Below are 273 nucleotides of genomic sequence, written 5' to 3'. Positions count from 1 at the left end.
ACCAGCGATCAAATTGCTTGCTTGAGTACAATCTGCTGTTGTGCCTTCTGTAATAATGACCCTGATCGGCAGATCATGCGCACCCACGGCAAGATGCAATTTTGTATTGAGCCCCCTTTTGTATAACTCATGCTCTGATTACCTCCTTTAGCTCCCGCTGCATGAGGATCCACTTGACAATGCGAAGCATCTATCACAAGCCATTCATAATCTGGATCGTCAATCAGCACCTCAAGCAACCTTTCCCAGACTCTCTGATTGCGCCATCGGATA

The 273-nt window shown here is 46.9% G+C and carries 1 pseudogene; it reads right to left on the bottom strand.

Annotation, left to right across the window (positions count from 1 at the left end):
- Positions 1-273: pseudogene (locus BU804_RS13475) on the bottom strand (IS5/IS1182 family transposase); the annotation flags it as partial.

This window comes from Candidatus Protochlamydia sp. W-9 (assembly GCF_001950615.1).
Lineage (GTDB): Bacteria > Chlamydiota > Chlamydiia > Chlamydiales > Parachlamydiaceae > Protochlamydia > Protochlamydia amoebophila.
This window is presented reverse-complemented; position numbering and strand designations above follow the sequence as displayed.